Raw genomic sequence first — 19,890 nt, 5'->3', positions numbered from 1 at the left:
AAGGAAATGGTACACTAATAAGGAATTAAAAAATGAGGAGGCTACCGTTTATGGCAGCAGATATTTTGGCCGACGCAAAGTCCATGGCCACGACCCTAGAAGCAAGCGACGAATTTCAAGCACTGAGTGATGCCTACGATAAAATGAAACAAAACGATGAGGCTTATAAAACTTTTCAAGAATTTCAGTCAACTCAATTGAGTTTGCAACAAAAGCAGATGCAAGGTCAAAATCTGAGCGAAGACGAAATGAACAACGCCCGTGAGTTAGCCACGAAGTTTGGTAACTTTGAAGAGATCAAAACATTGATGCAAAAAGAAGAGGCTGTTAACAACTTGTTGAACGAACTCAACAATGTGATTACTAAGCCAATTCAGGATTTATACAGAAAATAATTAAGTTCGATATCGCAGTCTGGTAGTAACGGTTAGTCCCGTGACTGCCAGACTGTTTTTAGTAAGCGATAGGCGAGTATTGCGTTAAACAAAAAGTACCGAGGTAAAGGAGACATCAGCATGAAGTTCATTCATACGGCTGACCTACATTTAGACAGTCCGTTTTTGGGCCTTAAAGGTTTGCCGGATGCTTTATGGCAAAGAATTTATGAATCGCCTCTAACGGCCTTTAAACGGTTGGTTAGCGACGCCATTGACACACAGGTCGATTTTGTTTTAATTACCGGTGACGTTTATGATCGTCAGGAACGTGCGATTAACGCTCAGGCAGCCTTTTTAACCGAGATGGAGCGGTTGAATCAGGCACAGATTCCAGTGTATTTAAGTTATGGCAATCATGATTATCTGGATGCGGCAACAGATGGTCTTCAACTACCTGCCAATGTCCATTCGTTTGGTGAAGAGGTGTCTAGTTTTAAGCTGACGACGCGAGATCAAACAAAAGTTGAAATAGTCGGTTTTTCATATCCGGCTCGAGTTGTTGCCACAGATATGGCGGCCACATTTCCTGATCGCGATCCGCAAGCGGACGTTCAAATTGGCATGTTGCATGGTTCAATTGCTGGCAAACCAGGACCACATGACACCGATGCGCCGTTTACTGTTGATGAGCTTATGAGCAAGCATTACGATTACTGGGCGCTTGGCCACATTCACAAACGGCAGGTTTTATATGAGGAACGACCGTGGATTATTTATCCGGGTAATATTCAAGGACGCCACATAAACGAAACTGGTGAAAAGGGGTACATGCTGGTTCAACAGGAACAGAGTCGTTTGGTGCCAACTTTTCATGCGGTGGCTCCCGTCGTGTGGAATATGCAAACGGTGGACTGTGACAGCATTACCAGCACAAGCAGTTTGCAACAAGCAATCGCCAAACAGTTAAGCCAGTTAGCTGACCGAGTGAAAGCACATTCCACTAAACAGTCTTTAGAAATGTTGAGTCTTAAACTAATCCATACAGATCAATTGGCCGCTGAAACTAAGCAACGGTTGACTAACGGGAGTCTGTTAAGCTTACTTCAATCCCAAGAAATGGCCCGATTAGCTGAAGCTAACCAACTGGTTGTGGATCTGCAACTGGCAGATGAAGACAGTGAATCGACACACTTTACACAATTGGATCAACATTATTGGAATCAAGCGGCGGATTCAGTTTTTGCGGCGGAAAACATTGCGAAAACTGCTGATCAACTTTTTGCTGAGCCGACAATTGCAAGCGCGTTGGCTCACAGTGGCGAAGATCTGAAACAGGCTGTCATTCGACAAGTTAACGCGGCTGGAAGGAATGAGTAATCGATGAATATTACAGAAATCAATATCGACGGTTTCGGTAAATGGCAAAACAAAACTTTTCCGATCAATCCGCAGCTACAAGTTTTTTATGGCGAAAACGAAGCAGGAAAGACAACGATTCAAAAGTTCGTTAGCAGTGTGTTATTCGGCTTCGCGACGGCCAAACATCCGGCTGAACAATACTTACCGAAAACGGGCGCCGGCTATGGTGGTAGCTTGACGTTTACGATGGATGATGCCCAGCAGACACAATATCGGCTACGCCGTACTTCGGGTAAGAATGGTGGCGACATTCAGCTGACAAATTTGACCACTAACCAAGTAATGCCACCCGAGCTGTTGGACCAATTGTTAGGACCGGTTGATCGAACATTGAACGATGCTACGTTTAACTTTGACCTGAGTGGGTTACAACTCTTGACCACGGTGACGCAACCCGAGTTGATGGCAAATGTTCAACGTGTTGGGGCAGTCGGAAGTACATCGTGGATTGAGCTGGCTGAGCAATTTGATAAAGACGCAGACGATTTATACCGTCCTAGAGGTCAAAAGCCAGCCTTAAATCAACAGTTAACAGCTTATCATGATTTGCAGGCGCAACTTAAAGCGGCAGAAGCGAGCTATCCCGATTTTGTCAAACGTCAACACGACATTTTATCTGGTAAACAGAGGATTGCTCAACTTGGTGATCACATTAAAGAATTAACGAGTAAGCGGGACGAGTTAGCAAGAATTAAGCAGTTGTGGCCGGTCTTTGAAAAGTACCGGGACATGTCAGATGGTCTGCCTGACGTGAATGAAAAACTGATTACGGCAGAAGATTATGCTGACTTTTTAAAACTGCAAACACAGCGTGAACAGTTGATGCAAACGTCAGTCCGTCAGGTGGCTCAACTAAAGGAACAGACGGCAGAAACGCCTCACGACGTTCAATTCTATATTGATCATCAAAGTGCCTTTAAGTCGCAGGCTGCGTCGTTTGATCAGATTGAAACGGCAATTCATGAACGTCAGTATAGTCGACAGCAAGTTGCTGAGCAAAGTGATGAACGGGATCAAATCGTGGCAAAGCATCGATTTAATGCGCCGTGGCCGACACCACTAAATGATTCGGAATATGAGCAAGTTAGTCGACTTACTCAAGCTGGACAGCAACGGGCCACAAATGGTTCAAAGACGCGTGAACAGTGGTTAATGATGGGCGTCGGTCTTGTCCTTTTGTTGCTTGGACTGATAATGAGTAGCGGTGTGAAATGGGTGTTTGTCCTTTTGGGTATCGCTGGCTTGGCTGGTGGCTGGTTCAATGTTTTGGACTGGTTTCGGGCTCAACAGGCTCATGGAACGGCGGCAACAAAAGAAAGTAGCATATCCGAGTTAACCCAGCAACATCACATGGCCGGATTTCCGGTGGACACATGGTTAGCCTTACAACCGGACATTCAACGATTAAATCAGTTAACGGATCAAATTGATTCATTAAAAAGTAGAATTCAACAGTTGAATGCTGATATCAATCACTTCTTTGAAGGCTATCAATTTGCTGAGACACAATTGCCGTTAACGAATTTGTCAGCAGCAGATGCGTTATTAAAGGCACGACAGTATACATCGGAAAAGGAACTAGCCGTCGCAACTGTGCAGGGACAATCACAGCAGCGCTTGCAACTTATCCGTGAAAATAGTGACTTACAGTCCAAATTAAGTGAGGTAACGACATCGTTACAACAAGTGATGCAACGTTATCATATACAAACGCCAAATGATTTTGAAAATCTATATCAACAGCAACTTCAGTTAGCTGATCAAACAGCGGAACGTCGTGCACTTGGTAATCAGTTGACACCGGAGTGGCTAGCCAAACTAACTTCATATCAGGATCTATCAGCCGTTGACCAACGCCAGGCGGAAGTGACAGCAGATTTACAAAGCGATATTGAGCAACGTGATCAGGTGCAAGAAGACATTGCAAATCAACAGGCGCTGTTTGCTCGTCAGAGTGAAGATGACACCATGCCAATGCTCCGACAACGTTTGGCAAACATGGAAACTCAGCTAGTTGAAACCGCGCAACAATGGTTGGTTGACCGGCTAAGCGCACAGTGGATTGATGGGGCACTTAATGCTGCGTCTGCTGACCGTTTGCCAGCAATTGTAGAGCGCGCGCAAACATATTTTGCGACGTTAACACTGGCGCACTATACTAAGATTGAGTTTATTAACGAGGCGTTAACAGTGACGACGTCTCAAGGAACAGTTTTCGACGTTACTGAATTATCTCGTGGTACGACCGAGCAACTCTATATCGCGCTTCGACTTGGCTTTGCCAGTGTCATGGCCGACAGGACTGCAATGCCGTTGATTATTGATGATGCGTTCGTTGACTTTGATCGTCATCGTAAACAGGCAATGTTTAACTTGATGAAAGAGCTCGCTCAACAGGTTCAGGTAATTTACTTTACCGCGGATGCAGGGGCACTAACTACGTTTGACGACAATCAGATTACTGAGCTTTAGCGACTGCATAAGTTAGTGTTGGTTTCGGAGAGACAAAAATAAACGTAAGGAGTCGTGGACATGGCGGAAAAACAATTGCTGTCATTTCAAGTAGATGAACAATTTGATTTGTTCTTGTTACTGAAAGGGGCAGACGTAAGAACGGCTAAAAACGGAAAGCAATTTATTCGGATGACGTTTGAGGATCCTTCTGGCGAATTGTCCGGTAATTTTTGGGATGCAACGGATCAAGATATTGCTACGTTTGAACCGGGAAAAGTGGTCTTGGTTAGAGGCAAGAAAGAACTTTATCAGGGAAATCCGCAACTCAAAATTATGAATCTGCGGTTGGCTAATACCAGTGAACCCAATGATCCGTCTCAGTACGTCGCCCACGGGCCGATGACGCGGGCTGAAATGGAAGAGTCTGTCTCAAACATTATTTTTGAAATCACTGAGCCAACATGGAATCGGGTAGTTCGAACTTTGCTTCAGCGCCATGCAGATGATTTCTATAATTTTCCGGCTGCCAAGAAAAACCATCATGCATTTGCAGGTGGGTTAGCTTATCACACGATTTCAATTGTGAGACTGGCCAAGACTGTTGCCGATCTGCATCCAAATATTGATCGTTCATTGCTGTACTCCGGAGCGCTTCTACATGATTTGGGCAAAACCATTGAATTGTCGGGGCCAATTTCAACAACCTATACATTGGCTGGCAATTTAATTGGCCATATTGTCCTGATTGATGAAGAAATTGTGAATGTCTGTCAAGAATTGCACTTTGATCCCGAAAGTGAGGAGATGCTGTTGCTGCGGCACATGATTCTGGCGCATCATGGTTTATTGGAATACGGTTCGCCAGTGCGGCCACATTTGCTAGAAGCAGAAGTTCTCCATGATTTGGATGAACTGGATGCTTCGATTCAAATGATGACCACGGCAGTTGAACATACTGAACCTGGTGATTTCTCTGAACGAATTTTTGGGTTAGATGGCCGTAATTTTTACCGACCAACAGCATCCAAAGCTAATCAGTCAGAGGATGATTAGTGATTCGTTATTGAACATTAAAACGTGTTCAGCATGAGCCATGCTTCATTCGGTGGCAAACTTCAATGCACGATAAAAGGCAACCCCATAAATGAGGTTGCCTTTTATCGTGCATAAACTAATTCAATGACCTAATTGCTTAGTTTGCAGAAGATGATGAGGTTGAAGTGTACTGTGAAAGCACATTCTTCAAGTCATTGTCCTTAATGTTAACGTTACCTTTCTTCAATTCCTTAGCAATAACGGATTGAAGGACAGTACCACCGTTGCTGGTGTCCATGTCTTGGTTCCAAATTTGTTCCTTAAGATCTTGTTTGTGTTGTGTCCAAGTACCCTTAGAAGGCTTGTTCAACATCTTAATAACGTAGTAACTCTTTGTTCCAGTTTGTGAGTTAGTGTCTGTCACAGGAGTCTTCGTATATTCACCATTGTTCAATTTGAAGGCAGCTGTTTTAATACTGTCATCAACTGAAGAGGTGGCATTATCAAACGTTGGCACTTTTCCACCTTTATTTTTGGTACTCGTGTCGTCTGAATATTTCTTAGCGACTTTAGCAAATGAAGTACCAGAGTTTAATTCATCAATGGCTTTGGTGGCAGTGGCTTTCTTGCTAGTTAGGATAACGGCCGTTGAAACTTTAGGTTCCCAACTCTTGAACTGTTTCTTCAAGTCAGAGTTAGTAATCTTGACGTCGTTTTTCACGGCCTCTTTTAGTAACAGGTTCATGCGAAGGGTGTCTTTCAAGCTGGAAGCTGTCATCCCTTGTTGGGTCAACATGCTGTTGAAGCTAGAACCGTACTGTTTCTTAACCGTGTCATATTGCTTGTTGACTTTACTGCTTGAAACCTTGCTACCGTAATTCTTTTCAAGCACTTTTTTGATGATCATTTGTTGCAGGACTTGCTTACCCTGACTAGTGGTCTTCATACTTGAGTAGTATTGGTCCTGGGTGATTTTACCACCATTGGTCGTTGCCACAGTTTTGTTTCCACACGCAGCAAGTGAAAAGGCCATCATTAAACCAGCTGGAACAAGAAGCCATTTTTTCATAAAAAATATTCACATCCATTTCGATTTTTGTTTGCCATGTCAACATGGCGAAACGTACAAAGGCTATATTAACATAGATTAATGCCGATGTAGAAACAAGCTGCCGCCTTAACGGAAACTTTTACTTGCGTTAAGGTACCGTTAAGCTACTGAATAAAAAATGCACTAAGGCCTAGATAGCAGGCATCAGTGCATGTAAACAACATTATTTTTTATCCTTGTGACGATTAATGGCAGCTAAGTCATCATTCAACTTGTCCAAGTTTTCTTGAATGACTTTTTCATGAGCTGCTGTTTTAAACTGAAATTGTTCAACGGATTTCTGAATATCATTAACCGTTTCTTGTGCTTTAGCTGTTGATTCAGACAATTGCGAAACACTATTTTGCAAGCGATGTAGTGCGGTGGTGAAGCCTTGAACTGAAGCAACGAGTTCTCGAATGGGCGCAGTTAGTTTAGCAAACATGGATTACGCCCCCATATGTGCCATGATGTCTTGCTGAATTTTGCGGTAGGCCGCATCATCATAGTTATCACTGTTATCTTTAAAAATCATTTTGAAATCATCGTCATCGCTATAGCGAGGAACAATGTGAAAGTGTGAGTGGAACACAGACTGATAAGCGACCTTGCCGTTGTTGTTGACAATGTTCATGGCAACAATATTAGGGTTTGATGCACGGACAGCACGGGCGATTTTAGGAATCCTGGCAAACACACGTTGTGCCAAATCTTCGTCATAAGCAAAGATATCTGGTACGTGTGTCTTAGGAATGACCAAAGTGTGGCCTGGCGTGCCTTGTGAGATATCTAAAAACGCTTTAACTTCGTCATCTTCATATACCGTGTAGCTTGGAATTTCGCCTTTAATAATCTTACAAAAAATGCAGTTATCGTCTAGCATTACAGTTCCTCCTCATTTACGTATAGGTGCACACGTTTCGTTTGATTTAACGATTCGTGATTTAACCCATATGCACCTATACATCTTTTCACTTATCTTGATTATACACATCTGTCTTGACTGCGGAAAGGATTGTGAGACGTAAGTGTGTTAATCACTTGCACCACGCAATCCGTTTTTGAGGGGGATATATGCTATAATCAGGGACAGCATTTTTAAATGTAAGCACCAATACTAATGAAAATAGTGTTGTAACAGGTTAACGTTTATTTGCGCCGAGACCTAGTCTAAATATGGCACGATGATCGGAACAGAATAACAAAATAATATGAATGTAGATAAAATAATTGAAAGGATATAACTATGGGAATTGAAGTTGAACATTTAGTGGGCGGTTATTCGCAGGTTCCAGTACTAAAAGATGTCAGTTTTTCCGTTGCAGACGGCGAAGTGGTCGGCCTCATTGGTTTAAACGGGGCCGGCAAGTCGACGACGATTAATCATATTATTGGTTTGTTAACACCAATTCGAGGACATATCCAATTAGGCGGGGTGGACCTCAAAACGGATCCGTCTGCGTACAAACAGCAAATTGCGTATATTCCAGAATTACCAGTGTTATACGATGAGCTAACCCTTCAAGAAACACTCACGTTGACCATGATGGCTTATGGTTTAGATGTCGAGAAAACGTGGATTCGGGCACATGAATTATTAAAGACATTCCGTTTAGATAACAAGTTGAACTGGTTTCCTGCCAATTTTTCTAAGGGAATGAGACAAAAGGTTATGATTGTGAATGCATTTATGACCAATGCGAAAGTTTTTATTATTGACGAACCGTTTTTAGGCTTAGATCCGGTTGCTGTGCATGACTTGCTTCAATTGATTGAGGAAGCACGTGGCCGTGGGGCAGCCGTTCTCATGTCGACACATGTGCTTGCAAACGCTGAAAAATATTGTGACCGATTCATCTTGCTAAACCAGGGCGAAGTGAAGGTTTCTGGGACGTTAGATCAGTTAAGGGCCGCTTTCCCAGACGTAGGTGATTCTCTGGATGATATTTATTTGGCACTTGCAAATGGTGAACGTAATGACTGATTTGCAGAAACTGTTTTCCCAACGTTTATCACGCCATGCCGGCCAGTTATTGAAATATTTACGGCTTGTCTTTACCGATCACTTTGTTATTGCGTTATTTTTCTTCTTTGGCGCGTTGGGATTTGCCTACCAGAATGAATTAAAAACGTTAACATTAGGTGTCTGGTGGGGACCATGGTTAACGATGCTGATCTTAGTTATTACACTACAAATGGGAAGATTAGCAACCTTGTTGGAACCTGCTGACGCTGTCTTTTTGCTGCCCGCAGAAACAACTCTTCATCAGTATTTAAAGCATGCCCGCAATTATAGTTTGTTAATGGCAAGTTTCATTCAAATTGCGGTTGGCGTGGTTTTATTACCATTTTTAGCTCGTGGCGACCAGATGACGTTGCTTGAAGCGGCTATCCTTATTATGACTCAGTTAATTACTAAGGCAGCATGGATGAATTGGCAGCTACAGCAAGGCGTTCAACAGGTAAAGCATTCGATTGGCCAAGTTCGATTGGTGAACTGGTTGGGCGCAATTGTTATTTTCGGCCTCAGTTTGTTTGTGTCTGTCTGGGTTGGTTTGATCGCAGCTTTACTAGTTTTGAGTGCCTCAATTGCTGGTCTTGGAAAGCGTTGGCACAATGGTCAGTTGGCTTGGCAGTCGCTAATTACAAATGAAAATGGACGCATGATGGTTTTGTATCGTTTCTTTAACCTATTTACAGATGTTCCACAGGTTAAAGCAACGGTTAGAAGACGACGTTATTTAGACCCATTGTGGAAGCTCGTTATCGGTCATTCGACCAATCCGTATTTGTTCCTATTTACGCGAGGGCTTGGCCGTGATAGCGATACGTTTGGACTCATCACACGATTGACAGTTATGGGAATGATCATCTTAATCTTTTTGACTAATCAATGGGCCAGCCTTGTTGTGATGCTGCTAGCAATCTATTTGATTGGTTTTCAATTGTTACCTTTCTATCGCGAGTATGAGGGAAAGGTATTTACTCATCTGTTTCCAGTTACTAAGGGACAACAGTTGTCGGCTTTCAAAACAGTTTTAACTGACGTTTTGACAATTTGCGCCGTTTTGTTTGTCATCGTTGATGTTGCGGTCAACTGGTCATGGCTACGGCTTCTGATTGATGTCGTTGCGATGGCGGCTGAATTGATTATCTTTATTGGCTGGTATAGCGGTTGGCGGTTGAGAAAAAGCTAGGCTTAAACTACTGATAAAGTATAAAAACTGGACTCAAAGCGCCATTCACAATGCGAAATGCTGAACAGTTTGGTATGCTCAACAATCAACTCATTATCTGAAAATCACATAACTTGTTAAAAACAGTACAAGGAGAACCTTTTATATGCGAGTAAGAAACAAACCATGGGCGGACGATCTTATTGCTGAAAACCCTGCAGCCATTGTATTAGATCCTGCTGCTCACCGAGGTCATTGGCAAGATCGTTTTAAACAGCAACAGCCGCTACAAGTAGAGATTGGCACCGGTAAGGGTCAGTTTCTGATTGGTATGGCAAAAGCCCATCCGGAAATTGATTTTGTCGGTATTGAATTACAAAAGTCAGTCTTGGCAGCAGCCTTAAAAACGTCTTTGCCAGAAGCGTTAGATAATTTACAGTGGGTTTTGGCAGACGGTGACGGTGTTGAAACTTTCTTTGAGCCAGGTGAAGTTGATCAACTCTACTTAAACTTTTCTGATCCATGGCCGAAGACTCGACATGAAAAGCGGCGCTTGACGTACAAGACTTTTCTGGCCAGCTATCAGGCGGTTCTGCGTGACAATGGTAAGATTCAATTTAAAACAGACAATCGCCATCTATTTGAGTATTCACTCATGAGCATGACGACATTTGGGTTGCGACTAACTGAAGTTTCATTGGATCTACATGCAGACATTGCGGCTAGTGATGGTAAGCTGGAAAACATTGAGACAGAGTACGAACAAAAATTTTCAGCAAAAGGTCAACCCATTTATCGACTCGTTGTTGAAATGCCGGACAAGGCTAAGTAACCACTTAGTCGAATTAGAAATCAAAAGAGGTTGCGACATAAGTTTATTTGGGACGAATAATGTGAGCAGTATCGCGCTCCAAAGTCCTGAGGATTCCACTTAAGCCAAAACTGACCCATTCCCAAGTTCGGGAATGGGTCAGTTTTGCGTTAATGCTTGTTCTCAAATCAGACTTATGCTACAGCTCGTTTTTGATTATCACGAAAAACGGTTTCCGCTTGCACGTCGACAGAGCAAGCGGTATAAAGAACGTGACATATTATGAGGACGTGACTGTAATGATGAAACAACTTGGAAAAGATTTTCACATACGTAACGCAGAAGTAGCTTTATTTTTGCGAGACCGACCAATGACGTCTGTTATTCGTCACTCGTTAACAATTTTGTTTCCGTTTGTCTTAATGGACGTCTTATTGAGTTGGATTGATGGGGCGTGGTTGCGGCCAGATGGTTTTTACTATCAAATTTTTCAATTCAAACGTGCTGGTAGTGCATTAATTGAGGCCGGTTACTCGCTGAGCGATTTAGTTATCATGCTAAATGTGGTTGTCAGTATTTGCGCGGCCTATCTTGTGGGTTATTACTACGCAGAGTTTTTTCACAAGGACAAAATGACGACTGGACTCGCCAGTGGTGCAGCGTACATTATTTTAAATTATGACTATCGAAGTCCAGATAACTTATTCTTATTTGATAATTTTGGCTTGCGCGGTCTGTTCTTGGCGTTTGTGACTGGTATCATTGTCGGCCTAATATTCCGAATTCCTTTTAGCAATCACTTCTCCAGTCATCAAGTTGTAACGGAGGATGACCGACTTTTTTCGCGTTCTCAACGCATGTTTTTTCCGTTGGCAATCGTAATTATTTTGTTTGTGGGAATCGGTTTTAGTTTGAGTTTGGTTACTGCGGCTGGGCCACTTGGCATCCTCAATGAAGGGATTGCAACCCTTACTTTGGGCAAGGCGACAACGCATGTTTTTGCTATTCTGGCATCCGCTGTAATTAGTAATCTGTTAATGTTTTTTGGCTTGGCTAGTCCAATCGCGCAACCGCGATTAACTGGTTTTACGACGTACTCCGGTGCAAATTATCAATTTTCACAAGCGCATCATACATCGTTTGGTGCACCATACCCGATTACCTTACATACGCTGTATGATGTGTTCGGTAATATTAGTGGCGTGGGTGGCATGTTGGCGCTGATGATTGCGATTTTACTAGTCGGGATCGTTCATCGTGAACGGCGAGTCGCTTATCGTGGACTCCTACCAACGTTATCTAATATGTCGGGGATAGGGTTGGTTGGCTTACCAATGATTTTTAATTCAATTTACTTACTACCAATGCTGATTGTTCCTGTATTCAATATGTTGGTTGGGGCGGTGTTGATCAAATCGCGCATTATTCCACCAGCAGTTTATCGAATTCCGTGGACGACCCCAGGGATTCTTCAGGGATATGCAGGCACGGGTGGTGATATTGCCACATTAGTTGTGGCGATTATTCTCTTTTTCTTGGACATTATTTTCTTTATACCGTTTGTTAAAAACGGAAATCGCCTGCAGGCATTATTAATAACGCGTGAGCGGAATCATAAGACAGAGACGGGACGTGATCAAAATGACCAATAAAATCAAACGATGGTTGTTTGTCGGCGGTCTGTTTGTGTTTGTTATTGTAGTGACTTGCTTCACGATTCCGTGGGTCAAGAGCTCAGTCACTAAGCCGCGAACCATTCGACAATCCCAAATGTCGCCAGTTATTTTTATTCCTGGATCGTCGGCTGGACAAAACCGCTTTGATGATTTATTTAAAACGATTAATTCAGGTCAGGGCGTGGCCAAAAATGTTCAGGGTGGTCAAAAGTCAACGCCAGTTCAACATAGCATTGTTAAAATTACGGTTAAGGAAAATGATACCCTCCAAGTCACGGGTCAAGTTCGGGCCGGTGACAACACGCCGTTTTTCGTCGCGGCGTTTGAAAATAACCATGACGGCTATGAAAATATCAAAAAGCAGGCCAAATGGTTTAATATCGCTTTTAACTATTTAGCAAAAACGTATAATTTTAACAACTTTTCTGGGTTTGGCCATTCTAACGGTGGGCTGATATACACATTGTTTCTAGAAAACTATTTCAACCAGTCTAAGTTTAAAATGCACGAATTGATGATGCTGGGCTCACCGTTTAATCTCGAAGAAAAAGATCAGAGCAAACGAGTCGCTATGCTAGATGACATGGTCGATAACCGTAATAAATTGCCGGCCTCATTAAATGTGTATTTGGTTGCTGGTACGGAAAACTACACAAATGACGGGATTGTGCCCGTTGATAGTGTGTACGCCGGTAAATATGTCTATCAAGATCAGGTCGCACATTTTACAGAACTCACGGTGACGGGCAGTGACGCGGAACATTCTGATTTGCCACAAAACAAGCAGATTGTGTCATTAATGTCACAAAACCTGCTACAATTCCAAGAACGACAGCCACGCATGAATAACGGAACGACTAATCAAAAATCGAAGAACAACTATAATAATCCTGACAATAATCAGCCATCTTCAAGTCAATCAAGCAGTGGTAGCAGTAAGAAAAAATAGAATTGCTATGGTATGTAAGGTTAGATTGATGTATTCGTAGATGAAGCACGATAGCGAAGAAGCCACCGAGATTGTGATTAATCTCGGTGGCTTCTTCACTATATTATGCAGATAATTTTTCATGCTAACAAAGATCATGGTTATGATTGGAGTTGTGAAGTTACCTTCCAAACGTCGACTACTTTGCCGGTTTTTGTATCGGCTAAAAACTCATAAGCAACAGGCTGACCATCCTCATGTTTGATGACACCGCCACGATAGACGAGCGTTTGAGAAGCAAAACGTTTAAAGGGTACAGGATGATGTTCAATCCAAGCACCATCAAGAGCGCCTGATTTACGGAAGGAAGTTTTAACCTCCGTTAAAATTCGATCCGGACGTTTTAGATGTAGATCCTGGATAAGCGCACCAAGAGCAAGACCGGCTGATATCCCCAGTCCTGCTAAGATGGCTAATTGGCTAAAATGCTGATTGTTTGTCAAGGCAATCCCTCCAGTTGTGGTCAAAATGAATTGCTCATAGTGTACACCATTTTAGGAAAACAGGAAAATGTTGTCTGAACGATTGACCACGTAAGTGCAAGAGGCTAAACTTTAATAACGACATTATATTCGGAGGAAGAACATGTTAATTGCAAGTATGAACCAGCAAGCATCCCCAGATGTACTGGTGGTCATTTTGGCTCCCAATGTGGCGGAGCAGTCTGTGGAAACCAGTCAGAACATTGCGCGTATCTATGATCCTAAAACCGATACAACCTTGGGTTTTAACTTTATTGGTGTTAGCCATATTGACAAGAGTATCGCCGGTAATGGACCAATCGAATTGTCAGATGATCAAATCAATGCCTTAAAGGCAGCAGTTGAACAAGCTGGCTTTGACGCTACAGTTTTAGTTGCTGACCGCACTCCAAAGTTTGTGGTTGGTTATGTTGAATCAACAACGAAGCATCCTGATTCTGATCACTTGTTAGTAACAAAAACGCGTGTTGACAATGATGAAACGCTGCAAATTGTGAGCGGATCACCAAACATGCAGGAACACATTTACGTTGTTGTTGCCAAAGTTGGTGCAGTGATGCCAAACGGTGAAATCATTTGGCCTGGCGAATTGCGGGGCGTTTCCTCAAATGGTATGATTACTAGTGGTCGTGAGCTTCATTTGCAGAATGCACCTCAGAAAAAAGGGGCACTGATTCTACCAGACGATTTTGCAAAAGTCGGTGATCCGTTTGACTTTGAACGCGGCAATAAGCTTTTTGTGTAATGCATTTAATTGTTAGTTAGTCCTTTTTCATGTTTTAGAAGTCTGAATTGCATGATAAGGATGCGAGGGGGCAGAGGCCTCCTCTTTTGCTAGTTCAAATTTTTATTCAAGCTGGGTTGGTGGACTGTTGTTACAAGAATAGTGATGACGCTCACTTAGAATCCGATTTAATTTGAAATTAGTGGATTGCAGAGATGGCTGTTTGAAAACGATACTCAATAATTTGACTTAGGTGATTCAATGAAACATTACGATGGTCCGGCGTTTCTCCGGCAACATCCAGAAGAATTAACAAGAATAAAACAGCATCGGCATCATGTTCTACACGCACCTAATGGTACCGAACGTCAAGTTGGCGGTAGTCAGCGCGTGTCTGAGAATCGACAGGAGACGTCTCCTGTCAATGGCAGTCAAGAAAGGACGCCAACTAGTGCGCCAGTTCGTTTCGGTAATGATGAGGTTCAAATAGATCGTGCAACTGCAAGCATGTATGCTTCCCAGCAGGCACGAGCTCTTGAGCAGACAATTCGTCCTCGTCGACGTCCTTGGCAACCCAAGCCTAAGTCGGCTGCTCGTGATACGCAGTACGTATCTGCACTGAATAAACCATTTGCGCCAGCATCCGCAGCATATTCCGCAACCTCTGATAAGACAACCAGTAGTTGGGGTAAAGATGACTGGTCACATAAAAAAGAGGATGTAGCAACAAGTTCAGATTCGGCGACAACATCGGCGAAACGTGAACCAAGCAATAGTGCTTCGAGCGCTGAGGTAGTTGCTCATCAGGATTCTGATCAGTCGTCAACTAGTGCCGTTTCGGCTCATTCTGCCGTTTCTGAAACATCAGTGCAGGTAACGAATGCGGTAAGTTCGACACAAACTAGCCATCAAGATGATAGTTATGAGACGAAAAGTATTCAACATTCGGATAGCTCCGCCGCTCTGCAGGAATCCGTCGCAAGTAGTGAGGAACATTCAGCGCAGAGCATGGTCAATGTTACTTCTCATGCAACTGAAAGTGATGCGGTCGCAACAAGTTCACCAGCTGCACGTTCGCAAACAGCACTTGGTCATGGATTAGCTGATATTTTGAATGAAGAGCAAAATGGTCAGAAAGACTTGGCGTTGTTTAATCATGATCATGCTGATTCTGATAGGACGACGGATGGTTTGGATCAACAATTTGTTCCAGAAAGTGCTCAAGCGAAGAATAGTACGCAGACCGTTGAGCAAACGGTTGCGCAGCTTTCTGGTCGGACGTACGCATCTGAAAGTGATAAGGGCCTAATGAACTATCATTTTCCAAGTTTAGACTTGCTTAAGCCGCCAGTACTGCGTGACGAAGCGAAGTTGGACGCTTGGATTGAGAAACAAATTGATGTGCTAAACAGTACCTTGTCCGCCTTTAACGTGGATGGGGAAGTGGTTGATTACACGGTTGGACCGACTGTTACTCAATTTCAGGTCAGTCTTGGCCCTGGGGTTCGGGTAAACAAGATCACTAATTTACAAGATGATCTTAAACTGGCTCTGGCGGCTAAAGATATTCGAATTGAAGCGCCAATTCCCGGTCAATCGACGGTGGGAATTGAAATTCCTGACTTGAAATCTCGGCCAGTTATGCTGTCTGAGGTTTTGCGTTCTGACGTGTTCCAGAACAGTTTGTCACCGCTGACAGTTGCGTTGGGTGTTGATTTATTCGGTAAACCTCAGGTAACTGATTTGCGCAGCATGCCACATGGGTTAATTGCTGGGGCAACGGGTTCTGGTAAGTCCGTATTCATCAACAGTTTGCTTATGTCAATCATGTACAAGGCAACGCCACAGGAAGTTAAGTTGATTTTAATTGATCCTAAGGCCGTGGAAATGGCACCGTATAACGGTATTCCGCATTTATTATCACCAGTAGTTTCCGAGCCACAGGCAGCTGCTGCCGCTTTGAAGTGGGCTGTTAATGAAATGGAAGAACGTTACCAGAAGCTTGCTGCTGGTGGTGCCCGTAACATTGAACAGTTTAACGAGAAGGCCATGGCGAGTGGTCATCCTGAACAGAAGATGCCCTATATCGTGATTATCATTGACGAACTGGCTGACCTGATGATGGTTGCCGCCTCAGAGGTGCAAGACTACATCGCCAGGATTACTCAAAAGGCGCGTGCTGCTGGTTTACACTTATTGGTCGCTACTCAGCGGCCATCTGTGGACGTTGTTACAGGAACGATTAAAAACAATATTCCGACACGGGTAGCCTTTATGGTATCTAGTCAAATTGATTCACGAACAATTTTAGATACAGCTGGTGCTGAAAGTTTGCTGGGACGAGGGGATATGCTGTACCTCGGTAACGGCAAGAGTCAACCGATCCGATTACAGGGAACTTTTGTTGACGATGAAATTGACACCGTAACTGATTTTGTCCGCGAGCAGATGGCGCCACATTATGCCTTCGAACCGAAAAAATTGTTAGCAACAGAAATTGCCGCTGAGGATCAAGACGATTTATGGCCCGATGTTCTAAGCTACGTTGCAAATGAGAAGACTGTCTCTACTTCCAAACTGCAACGCGTCTTTTCTATTGGTTACAACCGTGCAGCTAACCTGGTTGACCAATTAGAAAGTCACAGTTATGTGTCCGCTCAACAAGGTTCTAAACTTCGAGAAGTTTTCCTGACACCGGATAAGTTAAAAAAGAGTGATGAAGATTAGCTTAAACCTGTAAAGAACCTTGATTGTTAACGATTAATGTTGTTACATTAGATTTGTTCATTACAAAATATAGATAGTTTGTAATATTAAGGAGCCCATTATTCATGGATAACACAGACACAACTTATTACTTTGTTGGTATTAAAGGGTCAGGAATGGCCTCGTTGGCATTAATCTTACATGATCGTGGGGACCGCGTTGAAGGCTCTGACATTGAGCAGTACACCTTTACACAACGACCTTTGGAACAGGCTGGCATTAAGATTTATGGATTTAATCCAGACAATTTGCATGCCGGTTTAACCGTTATCGCTGGGAATGCTTTCCCTGATACTCATCCGGAAATTGTTCGTGCCAAAGAATTGGGATTGACCGTGGTTCGTTATCACGAATTTTTAGGCCAATTGATGAGGGGTTACACAAGTATTGGGATTGCCGGTGCACACGGTAAGACCAGCACGACTGGTTTACTTTCACATGTTTTGAGTGGCATTGCACCAACCAGTTATTTGATTGGTGATGGTACAGGTAAAGGCACGCCTAACTCACGTTTCTTTGTCTTTGAAGCTGATGAATACCGTCGTCATTTCTTGGCTTACCATCCAGATTATGCCATCATGACGAATATTGACTTTGATCACCCAGATTATTACAAGGGCATCGACGATGTTTACAGTGCCTTTGAAACATTTGCTGGCCAAGTTGGTAAGGCAATCTTCGCATGGGGCGATGATCCTGAATTGCGCAAGCTTACGGCTAAAGTCCCAGTTTATTACTACGGGGTTAACGATACAGATGACATTCAGGCCCGTAATGTCAAACGCACTACGAAGGGTTCAAACTTTGATGTTTATATCCATGATGAATTTATCGGAAACTTTGAAATTCAGTTGTTTGGTGAACACAATGTGCTGAACAGTTTGGCCGTTATCGCTGTCGCTCATTTTGAAAAAGTGGACATGGACGATTTACGTAAGGAATTGCTTTCTTTCCAGGGTGTCAAGCGGCGTTTCTCAGAACGTAAAGTTGCCGATATGACAATCATCGATGATTACGCTCATCATCCGTCAGAAATCAAGGCAACAATCGATGCTGCCCGTCAAAAGTATCCTGATAAGGAATTAATTGCTGTCTTCCAGCCGCATACGTTTACGCGGACAATCGCGTTGATGGATGATTTTGCCAAGAGCCTTAATTTGGCAGATAAAGTTTACCTAACGAATATTTTTGGTTCTGCCCGTGAAAAGACTGGGGATGTCTCTAGTGCTGATTTGGGAGCCAAAATTACCAAGGGTGGTGAAGTGCTGACGTTGAATAATATGTCACCTTTACTGGACTATCATGACGCTGTGGCCATCTTTATGGGGGCTGGTGACGTTCAGAAGTATGAACGTGAGTATGAAACGCTTCTGAGTAACACGAGCTTGAATAATGGTTAATGTTGATTAAATACGATTCTTAGACATAAAAATACCGTCGCGAAGTTAAATTCGTAACGGTATTTTTGTTTGTCCATGTCTTTTTATAGATCCTTGTTGCTAGCTGTTGAGCGACTAAAGTGTAGCAAGATTAATCCCAATGCTTCAAAAATTGAGATAAGAATAATCATTGGGTAGGCAGTGTTGGAGCCAAATAAACCGACAAGCGGCGAAGCTACACCACCGACTAATTGAGACAGAGTACCTAAGATTGCTGAGGCTGTGCCAATGTTTTTAGTTGTGCTTTCCATGGCAATAGCAGTGGTGATAGTGCTATTGAAACCGACCGACGAAACGACAAACCACAAAGCGACTGCAAACAGCCAGAGCTGGTTGATTGTTAATGCGTTGATGACTAGGATGACACACCCGATTAGAGGGACTAGGAAACCGACTTGGGCAATTTGATGCTCGTTGAGGAATTCAGAAACACGGCCGACAATTTTACTTCCCAGTGCGATTCCTAGACCATTAATAGCATAGATAATACTGAAAGCAGTTGTACTTAGATGATAGTCTTGCTGAAAGATAAACGAAGAATCTGCAATGTATGTAAACAAAGCACCGTACACAAGTGCTAACAGACTTGCATTGAGCATAAAACGTCCGTTTGAAAAGACGCTCTTGAAATCGAGCTTTTCAACAGGCCCGCCGATGCTAGTGGCTGTCTCTGGCAGACCGAAGGCACTGGCGATGACGAGTAAAATGCCAACAATTGTTAATGTCACAAACACTGATTCCCACGGGAAGAAACTTACTAGAACAGCTCCTAAAATTGGGGCGATAACTGGGAAAATTCCGTTGATGGACATTAATGTGGCGTAGAAAGTAGTTAATCGGTGTCCGGAGAAAAGATCTCTGGCTACTGCCCGCGACAGCACCTGACCAGCCGCACCAGCAAGGCCTTGAATAACACGAAGAACTAGAAAGACTACGATACTATGGACAAAGATAAGTGCCGCTGACGTGAGCGTGAAGACAACCAGCCCAATCAATAAGGGTTTCCGTCGCCCAACCCGGTCACTCCATGGGCCAATAATTAATTGACCAACGGCCATGCCAATGAGGCAGGCACTAATACTTGCTTGAACAGCTGCTGAACTGGTGTGAAAACTAGCTTGCAGCTGGGGTAGTGCAGGCAGATACATATCTAGGGATAATGGGCCAAACGCAGATAGCGTACCCAATAAAAGTGTTAAGAACAGACTGGGTTTTACAGTCTGTTGTTTTTCGACTGGCATAATGGCTCCTTACACTAAATAGTTTATAAAACAAGGTAGACATAATTTTAAGCGTCTTGTGGTCAAAAAACTAGAGGGGATGGACAGTTATCTATAAGGAATTCTAAAGTTGCGTATTGCACAGGTAAAACGCTTGCGTGTTTGGGTAAATCTGTTAGAATACATCTTGAACATGAATTAGTCAGTATTTGTCAAACGACAATTAGTTAATT

At 43.1% G+C, this 19,890-nt stretch carries 17 protein-coding genes; 12 read left to right on the top strand and 5 right to left on the bottom strand.

The annotated features are described in order from the left end of the window. The first annotated feature begins 50 nt into the window (after positions 1-50). The 4 genes from GB992_RS04925 (at position 51) to GB992_RS04910 (ending at position 5,303) form a co-directional block, all read left to right on the top strand. The gene (locus tag GB992_RS04925; RefSeq protein ID WP_161001459.1) at positions 51-395 is read left to right on the top strand and encodes a YlbF family regulator; all 345 of its coding nucleotides are present in this window, start codon (positions 51-53) and stop codon (positions 393-395) included. A 120-nt stretch (positions 396-515) separates the two neighbouring features. Further along, the gene (locus GB992_RS04920; protein ID WP_161001458.1) at positions 516-1,754 is read left to right on the top strand and encodes a metallophosphoesterase family protein; all 1,239 of its coding nucleotides are present in this window, start codon (positions 516-518) and stop codon (positions 1,752-1,754) included. 3 nt (positions 1,755-1,757) lie between these two features. Then, positions 1,758-4,268 (top strand): ATP-binding protein, encoded by a 2,511-nt coding sequence (locus tag GB992_RS04915; RefSeq protein ID WP_161001457.1) that lies wholly within the window; start codon positions 1,758-1,760, stop codon positions 4,266-4,268. Between the two features lie 60 nt (positions 4,269-4,328). Further along, complete coding sequence (locus GB992_RS04910; RefSeq protein WP_161001456.1) at positions 4,329-5,303, top strand: 3'-5' exoribonuclease YhaM family protein; 975 nt, start codon at positions 4,329-4,331, stop codon at positions 5,301-5,303. 139 nt (positions 5,304-5,442) lie between these two features. Here GB992_RS04910 and GB992_RS04905 read toward each other — a convergent pair whose 3' ends face one another. From GB992_RS04905 to GB992_RS04895, 3 genes are all read right to left on the bottom strand, one after another. Beyond that, positions 5,443-6,354 carry a peptidylprolyl isomerase gene (locus GB992_RS04905; protein WP_161001455.1) on the bottom strand — a complete coding sequence of 304 codons (912 nt, stop codon included), beginning with the start codon at positions 6,352-6,354 and terminating at the stop codon, positions 5,443-5,445. Between the two features lie 205 nt (positions 6,355-6,559). Then, on the bottom strand, positions 6,560-6,820 hold the full coding sequence (locus tag GB992_RS04900; RefSeq protein ID WP_161001454.1) for a hypothetical protein: 261 nt from the start codon (positions 6,818-6,820) through the stop codon (positions 6,560-6,562). A gap of 3 nt (positions 6,821-6,823) precedes the next feature. Then, positions 6,824-7,258 (bottom strand): HIT family protein, encoded by a 435-nt coding sequence (locus GB992_RS04895; protein WP_017261673.1) that lies wholly within the window; start codon positions 7,256-7,258, stop codon positions 6,824-6,826. 363 nt (positions 7,259-7,621) lie between these two features. Between GB992_RS04895 and GB992_RS04890 the strand changes: the two genes are divergently transcribed. The 5 genes from GB992_RS04890 to GB992_RS04870 all read left to right on the top strand — a co-directional run bounded on the left by GB992_RS04890 (position 7,622) and on the right by GB992_RS04870 (position 12,987). Further along, a complete protein-coding gene (locus GB992_RS04890) occupies positions 7,622-8,359 on the top strand; it encodes an ABC transporter ATP-binding protein (protein WP_161001453.1) in 738 nt (245 codons plus the stop codon). After that, positions 8,352-9,572: an ABC transporter permease gene (locus tag GB992_RS04885; protein ID WP_161001452.1), complete on the top strand. Its 1,221-nt coding sequence runs from the start codon at positions 8,352-8,354 to the stop codon at positions 9,570-9,572. The genes GB992_RS04890 and GB992_RS04885 overlap by 8 nt, the downstream gene beginning before the upstream one ends. 145 nt (positions 9,573-9,717) lie before the next feature. Continuing rightward, positions 9,718-10,383: a tRNA (guanosine(46)-N7)-methyltransferase TrmB gene (gene trmB, locus GB992_RS04880; RefSeq protein ID WP_161001451.1), complete on the top strand. Its 666-nt coding sequence runs from the start codon at positions 9,718-9,720 to the stop codon at positions 10,381-10,383. Between the two features lie 278 nt (positions 10,384-10,661). After that, entirely contained in the window at positions 10,662-12,014 is a 1,353-nt protein-coding gene (locus GB992_RS04875; RefSeq protein WP_161001450.1) for a PTS sugar transporter subunit IIC, read from the top strand. Continuing rightward, complete coding sequence (locus GB992_RS04870) at positions 12,004-12,987, top strand: alpha/beta hydrolase (RefSeq protein ID WP_161001449.1); 984 nt, start codon at positions 12,004-12,006, stop codon at positions 12,985-12,987. The genes GB992_RS04875 and GB992_RS04870 overlap by 11 nt, the downstream gene beginning before the upstream one ends. Positions 12,988-13,127: 140 nt before the next feature. Here the strand turns inward: GB992_RS04870 and GB992_RS04865 are convergent, their stop codons facing one another. Continuing rightward, entirely contained in the window at positions 13,128-13,469 is a 342-nt protein-coding gene (locus GB992_RS04865) for a hypothetical protein (RefSeq protein WP_161001448.1), read from the bottom strand. 142 nt (positions 13,470-13,611) lie between these two features. Between GB992_RS04865 and ytpR the strand changes: the two genes are divergently transcribed. The 3 genes from ytpR (at position 13,612) to murC (ending at position 18,398) form a co-directional block, all read left to right on the top strand. Next, entirely contained in the window at positions 13,612-14,253 is a 642-nt protein-coding gene (gene ytpR, locus GB992_RS04860) for a YtpR family tRNA-binding protein (RefSeq protein WP_161001447.1), read from the top strand. Positions 14,254-14,493: 240 nt separating this feature from the next. Continuing rightward, a complete protein-coding gene (locus GB992_RS04855) occupies positions 14,494-16,959 on the top strand; it encodes a DNA translocase FtsK (RefSeq protein WP_161001446.1) in 2,466 nt (821 codons plus the stop codon). A 104-nt stretch (positions 16,960-17,063) separates the two neighbouring features. Then, a complete protein-coding gene (gene murC / locus GB992_RS04850) occupies positions 17,064-18,398 on the top strand; it encodes a UDP-N-acetylmuramate--L-alanine ligase (protein ID WP_161001445.1) in 1,335 nt (444 codons plus the stop codon). 83 nt (positions 18,399-18,481) lie between these two features. On the opposite strand, the gene GB992_RS04845 is transcribed toward murC, so the two are convergent. Then, on the bottom strand, positions 18,482-19,678 hold the full coding sequence (locus tag GB992_RS04845; RefSeq protein WP_161001444.1) for a multidrug effflux MFS transporter: 1,197 nt from the start codon (positions 19,676-19,678) through the stop codon (positions 18,482-18,484). Between the last annotated feature and the right edge of the window lie 212 nt (positions 19,679-19,890).

Source organism: Furfurilactobacillus milii (assembly GCF_009863985.1).
Lineage (GTDB): Bacteria > Bacillota > Bacilli > Lactobacillales > Lactobacillaceae > Furfurilactobacillus > Furfurilactobacillus milii_A.
Note: the sequence above shows the minus strand (reverse complement) of the source record. Positions and strands in the feature narration are given on the sequence as shown.

Coding starts and splice junctions, on each gene's coding strand:
- GB992_RS04870 (WP_161001449.1), top strand. CDS start 12,004: ATGACCAATAAAATCAAACGATGGTTGTTTGTCGGCGGTCTGTTTGTG.
- GB992_RS04920 (WP_161001458.1), top strand. CDS start 516: ATGAAGTTCATTCATACGGCTGACCTACATTTAGACAGTCCGTTTTTG.
- GB992_RS04845 (WP_161001444.1), bottom strand. CDS start 19,678: ATGCCAGTCGAAAAACAACAGACTGTAAAACCCAGTCTGTTCTTAACA.
- ytpR (WP_161001447.1), top strand. CDS start 13,612: ATGTTAATTGCAAGTATGAACCAGCAAGCATCCCCAGATGTACTGGTG.
- GB992_RS04905 (WP_161001455.1), bottom strand. CDS start 6,354: ATGAAAAAATGGCTTCTTGTTCCAGCTGGTTTAATGATGGCCTTTTCA.
- murC (WP_161001445.1), top strand. CDS start 17,064: ATGGATAACACAGACACAACTTATTACTTTGTTGGTATTAAAGGGTCA.
- trmB (WP_161001451.1), top strand. CDS start 9,718: ATGCGAGTAAGAAACAAACCATGGGCGGACGATCTTATTGCTGAAAAC.
- GB992_RS04925 (WP_161001459.1), top strand. CDS start 51: ATGGCAGCAGATATTTTGGCCGACGCAAAGTCCATGGCCACGACCCTA.
- GB992_RS04915 (WP_161001457.1), top strand. CDS start 1,758: ATGAATATTACAGAAATCAATATCGACGGTTTCGGTAAATGGCAAAAC.
- GB992_RS04885 (WP_161001452.1), top strand. CDS start 8,352: ATGACTGATTTGCAGAAACTGTTTTCCCAACGTTTATCACGCCATGCC.
- GB992_RS04895 (WP_017261673.1), bottom strand. CDS start 7,258: ATGCTAGACGATAACTGCATTTTTTGTAAGATTATTAAAGGCGAAATT.
- GB992_RS04900 (WP_161001454.1), bottom strand. CDS start 6,820: ATGTTTGCTAAACTAACTGCGCCCATTCGAGAACTCGTTGCTTCAGTT.
- GB992_RS04855 (WP_161001446.1), top strand. CDS start 14,494: ATGAAACATTACGATGGTCCGGCGTTTCTCCGGCAACATCCAGAAGAA.
- GB992_RS04875 (WP_161001450.1), top strand. CDS start 10,662: ATGATGAAACAACTTGGAAAAGATTTTCACATACGTAACGCAGAAGTA.
- GB992_RS04890 (WP_161001453.1), top strand. CDS start 7,622: ATGGGAATTGAAGTTGAACATTTAGTGGGCGGTTATTCGCAGGTTCCA.
- GB992_RS04910 (WP_161001456.1), top strand. CDS start 4,329: ATGGCGGAAAAACAATTGCTGTCATTTCAAGTAGATGAACAATTTGAT.